Source organism: Streptomyces carpinensis, from assembly GCF_002154505.1.
In the GTDB taxonomy this organism is placed as follows: Bacteria; Actinomycetota; Actinomycetes; order Streptomycetales; family Streptomycetaceae; genus Streptomyces; species Streptomyces carpinensis.
The window spans coordinates 1-4,556 of the sequence record NZ_MUBM01000698.1 but is presented as its reverse complement, the minus strand read 5'-3'; the positions used below and the strand labels follow the sequence as shown (position 1 = coordinate 4,556).

5 protein-coding genes and 1 pseudogene are annotated in these 4,556 nt (G+C 69.8%); 4 read left to right on the top strand and 2 right to left on the bottom strand.

Annotation, left to right across the window (positions count from 1 at the left end):
* On the top strand, window positions 1-770 hold a 770-nt coding region (locus tag BZY54_RS48055; RefSeq protein WP_208641000.1), incomplete at its 5' end, for a PucR family transcriptional regulator.
* A gap of 39 nt (window positions 771-809) precedes the next feature.
* On the opposite strand, the gene BZY54_RS48050 is transcribed toward BZY54_RS48055, so the two are convergent.
* Window positions 810-2,099: an MFS transporter gene (locus tag BZY54_RS48050; RefSeq protein WP_086731542.1), complete on the bottom strand. Its 1,290-nt coding sequence runs from the start codon at window positions 2,097-2,099 to the stop codon at window positions 810-812.
* Between the two features lie 212 nt (window positions 2,100-2,311).
* A pseudogene (locus BZY54_RS54445) lies at window positions 2,312-2,646 on the bottom strand (metallophosphoesterase); the annotation flags it as partial.
* A gap of 284 nt (window positions 2,647-2,930) precedes the next feature.
* Here BZY54_RS54445 and panD point away from each other — a divergent pair.
* Genes panD through BZY54_RS48030 form a run of 3 tightly spaced genes read left to right on the top strand, consistent with a single transcriptional unit; the run spans window position 2,931 to window position 4,411 of the window.
* Window positions 2,931-3,350 carry an aspartate 1-decarboxylase gene (panD, locus tag BZY54_RS48040; protein ID WP_086731541.1) on the top strand — a complete coding sequence of 140 codons (420 nt, stop codon included), beginning with the start codon at window positions 2,931-2,933 and terminating at the stop codon, window positions 3,348-3,350.
* A 36-nt stretch (window positions 3,351-3,386) separates the two neighbouring features.
* Window positions 3,387-3,731, top strand: a complete 345-nt coding sequence (locus tag BZY54_RS48035) for a GNAT family N-acetyltransferase (protein WP_086731540.1) — start codon at window positions 3,387-3,389, stop codon at window positions 3,729-3,731.
* A gap of 20 nt (window positions 3,732-3,751) precedes the next feature.
* Window positions 3,752-4,411, top strand: a complete 660-nt coding sequence (locus tag BZY54_RS48030) for an aspartate/glutamate racemase family protein (protein ID WP_086731543.1) — start codon at window positions 3,752-3,754, stop codon at window positions 4,409-4,411.
* The last annotated feature ends 145 nt before the right edge of the window (window positions 4,412-4,556 follow it).

The following is a 4,556-nucleotide window of genomic DNA, read 5'->3' as shown; positions in this document are numbered from 1 at the left end:
GCGAGGCCGGCCTCGCCGCTGCGATGGGCAATGCGGGTGCCGACGCGATCGCACTGATCCAACTGATCGCCAGCGGGGCGCCGATGGCGGAGGACCTCGCCGAGGGGCGCCTGCGGTACCGGCTGGCACGGTGGCACGTGGGTCTCGTGTTGTGGGTCGATGATCCTGAGCACGTCGATGCTCTGGACGAAGCGATCCCGGCCGCGCGTTCCACTGCCGCAGGTCGAAGCGCCCTGGTGGCGCGTGCCAGTGCGACGTCGCGGTGGATCTGGCTCTCGGGGCCGGGTGTCCCGGACCTTCACCATGTGGAGAAGGTCCTGGCGACGGCTGACGAGGTTCGCGCGGCGGTGGGAAGGCCTGGACGTGGACTCGAAGGGTTCAGGTCCAGCCACCAGGACGCCCTCGCGGCGCAGGCGCTGATCATCCGCCTCGGGTCCGACCGGCGATTCACCGCCTACGCCGACGTCGAGCTGATCGATGCGCTCACGAAGGACCGGGCCGGCGCACGTCGGTTCGTCATCAACACTCTCGGGCCGCTGGCCGAAGCTGACACAGCACTACGTCAGGCACTGCTCACCTACGTGCAGTGTGGCTTCAACACCACCCGGGCTGCCGCCAACCTCTACGCGCACCGAAACACCGTCGAGCGGCGGGTCTCGCGCGCCAACGAGCTCTCAGCCGTCAAGGTGGAGGACAACCCGACCCATGTGGCGGCGGCGCTCCTTGTGCTGGACATCGCGCCTGACATAGTGGCGACCGGATCAAGCTGAGCTCATGTCACGGGGCGTGGCAACTAGACCGAGCTGAGCTCACGTCATGGGGTCCTGGTGCTCGAGCTTCCGGAACCACTGAAGTGCCGGGAGAGCGAGCAGGGTGGCGGCGGACAGGACACCGAATGCGATCTCGGGGCGGACGACGAAGAGTCCGACCGCCGTCGTCAGCAGTACACCTCCCAGATTGCCTGCCATCCAGATGAGTCCGGCCGCCGTGCTCTCGGCTTCCGGTGCGTGCCGCTCGCTCAGGGAGAGCACGATGGGAAGAGCCGGGAGCAGCACGAAGCCTGTGCCGAGGAGCGTGAGGAAGGCCATGGGCGTGCTCGGCACCAGGGCGAGATGGAGGCAGGCCCCGGCCGTGAAAACGATCGCGACGCCCATGACCTGGACCTCGCGGCCGTGCCGGTCTGCCCAGATGGGCACGACTGCGCAGCCGACCACACCGGCGATCATGGTCAGAGCGAGGATGAGGCCGGCGGTGGATTCCGAAACTCCCGCCGGCGCCAGCAGCGGTTGCACGAACGTCGCGAGTGCGATGAACGCGCCCATCGGGATGGCGACGACCGCGCACAAACGGCGTACGTGGCGATTGCCGAATGCCGCGCGAAAGGCCCGGAGTCCGCTGGTCACGGATGCGGACTCACGGCTCGTCTGCGGGGGGAAGCGCAGTGCCCCGACGAGACACAGCCCGGCGTCCATGGCGATCAGGGCGGTGATGAGGGTGAGGGTACGGATGTGGCTCTCGCCGGGCAGAAACGCGCCGAGCAGGTAGCCCAGGACCATGCCGGCGAACGTGGCGGAGGACGCGGCGGCGATTCCAGTGGCGCGGTGCTTTTCGGCGAGGTAGCCCACAGCAAGACCCGGTATGGCGTTCAGGATGAAGGGCTGTCCCACAGCGGCGACGACCTGCCCGATGAAGGCCCAGGTGAAGTCGTCGGCAACCAGTCTCAGAAAAGCCCCTGACGCAGTAAGCACCGCGCCGACCACGAGGCCTGGACGGAGAAACCGGTCGAGCGCGATGCCGGCAGGGATGGCAAGGAGGACGTAGATCAGCGGGAAGACCTGGGACAGCAAGCCGATCGCGCCGATGGAGACGCCGAAGTGCCGCGCGGCGTCCTGCGTCACGGGCGCGTAATTGACGAAGAGCGCCTGGGTCGCGGCTGCCAGGAGCCCGTAGGCGAGGAAGACCGACCACCGGCTCTTCGTGTGCTGCTCGACGTGCGGCGCAACCGTCGTCGCGGCTACGCGTGCGTTCTCGTTCGCGCTGGTGAGTGGCGCGTGACGACCGAACGACTCGTCACGCCTCCGGGCGCTGCGTCGGATCATGACTGTGGCGACTGCACCTACACCTACGGCGGCAGCTCCGCGCGCTCGTCGCCGAGCGGTCGTCGACTCCGGCATCTCATTGTCCTTGTCGGTCGATCGGGGGTGCTCCACTGTCGCGATCCGGATCGACCTTGGGTACGACACACTGCACCCGGGTTTGCGCTTCCCGGTGCACTCGGCACCACCGGTGCAGGCCCCGGCGCCACCGCGGATAGCCGCGGCGACCAGCGGGCGCGATCGAGTGGGCCGTAGGGGGTGTCGCTGATGAAGGAGGCAAGCAGCCCGTCCCGCCCGGCATCCAACCGTGGGAGTTGTACATCGAGTCGGCGTACGCGTGGCACGCTCGGGCCTCTACGTTCCGCCAGGCGAGCAGCACAGCGGTGACCCAGAAGGCGGCCCAAGTGACGATTCTGGCCCGGCCCTGACTCACGCCGCTGTCAGGGCGAGCCGCAAGAAGACGCTGAGCAGAACGAACCAGGTGAACCTAGCTGGTGCCCGGCAGGGTGTCACCGATGATCGCCACCGGGTCCTGCTGGCGCCGGCCGTGTGCCGGGAAGTGACCCGCCAATGTTCGTGTCCCTGATGTCCCGTCAGTGAAGTCAGCGTTTCGGCAGCATCAGTCCTGCGCATTCCGCGAAGAGCGTCCGAGTCGGTGCACGGGCGGCGATTTCACGACCCACCTGGTTCGCGCTAAAGCCCAGGTAGGAAGCCTGCTCGCCAGAGTGAAGCGATGTTCCTCACAAACATCGACTTCGACGCGTGCCGGTGTACAGTAAAGACCGCCCTTGACCTGCACAAAGCAGGCAGGGAGCCGTCTTCCAGGAGTCCAAAGTGCTGCGTACTCTGTTCAAGTCCAAGATCCACCGTGCCACCGTCACCCAGGCCGACCTGCACTACGTGGGATCGGTGACCATCGACGCGGACCTGCTCGACGCCGCCGATCTGCTGCCCGGTGAGCTCGTGCACATCGTCGACATCAGCAACGGGGCCCGGCTGGAGACGTACGTCATCGAGGGCGAGCGGGGATCGGGGGTCGTCGGCATCAACGGGGCGGCCGCGCACCTCGTGCACCCCGGTGACCTCGTGATCATCATCAGCTACGCTCAGGTCACCGACGCCGAGGCGCGGACGCTGAAGCCGCGGGTCGTGCACGTGGACGCCGGCAACCGGATCGTGGAGCTCGGCGCCGACCCGTCCGCCCCCGTGCCGGGGACGGACCAGCAGCGCAGCCCGCAGGCCGTACCGGCCTGACCGTCACCGACTCAGACATCCAGGAGGAGCCGGCCGATGAGTGACATCGACATCCGAGACGACCGGGCGGCCGGCCGCCTGGAAGCCGTCGCCGACGGCGAAGTGGTAGGCCGCATCGAGTACTTCGCCCTCGACGAGCCCCGGCGCGCGCTGGTGCCCGTCCACACGATCGTGGAACCGGCCCACGAGGGCAAAGGCATCGCGGGCTCGCTCGCCCGTGAGCTGTACGCCCTGGCGCTGCGCGAGGACACCACAGTGGCGCCGCTGTGTCCGTACGTCGTCAAGTGGGCCGAACGCCACCCGGACGAGGCCCCGGCGGCCGACCCCGAGCTGCTGAGGGCCGCACGCGCCTGGCTCGCGGCACATCCGGGGCGGTTCTGAGCATGACGGGCGGCCCGACGGTGCTCGCCCTGCTGCACACCTCGCCGGTGCACGTCCCGGTCTTCGAGGCGCTGCGCGACGAGGACCATCCGCAGCTGCGACTGCGGCACTTCGTCGACGAGGAGTTGCTGAGCCGGGCCCGCCGAGAGGGCCCGGCCGCGGTGACGGACGAGGTGCGGGCGGTGCTGGACCGGGCCGTCGCCGAGGGCGCCCGGGCGGTGCTGTGCACCTGCTCGACCATCGGCGGCGTCGCGGAGACGGCCGGTGTGCAGGCCGGAGCCGACGTCCCGGTGCTGCGGGTGGACCGGCCGATGGCGTCGGCGGCGGTGGCCGCCGGCCCGCGTGTGGTCGTCCTCGCCGCCGTGGAGAGCACCCTCGCCCCGACCGTCGCGCTCATCGAGGAGGAGGCCCGCCGCGCCGGGCGGCCCGTCTCGGTGCGCCCCCTCCTCGTCCACGGTGCCTGGGCGCGCTTCGAGGCCGGGGACACCGAGGGGTACGTTCGCCGGGTCGCGAGCGCCGCCGACTCGATCAGTGCCGCCGAGGCCGACGCGATCGTCCTCGCCCAGGCCTCCATGGGCCCGGCCCAGTCCCTGACGACGACACTCGTCCCGACCTTCTCCAGCCCTCGCCCGGGCCTGGCGGCAGCGGCAGAGGCGGTGGCCGAGACCGCGGGGCCGTAGAGCCGCGGTCTCGGCCACCGGGAGTGGGGAGGTGGCCGACAACGCGGGGGCGGAAGAGACCGTGGGGCGAGCGAGCCTGCGCAGGCGGCGGAATCCGTGGAGGCGGTGGTGACCACCGGGCGGTCGAGTCCGTGGGCGGCGACCG

Excerpts from the sequence above, each read along its gene's own strand:
- BZY54_RS48050 (WP_086731542.1), bottom strand. The coding sequence starts at position 2,099 with ATGATCCGACGCAGCGCCCGGAGGCGTGACGAGTCGTTCGGTCGTCAC.
- BZY54_RS48035 (WP_086731540.1), top strand. The coding sequence starts at position 3,387 with ATGAGTGACATCGACATCCGAGACGACCGGGCGGCCGGCCGCCTGGAA.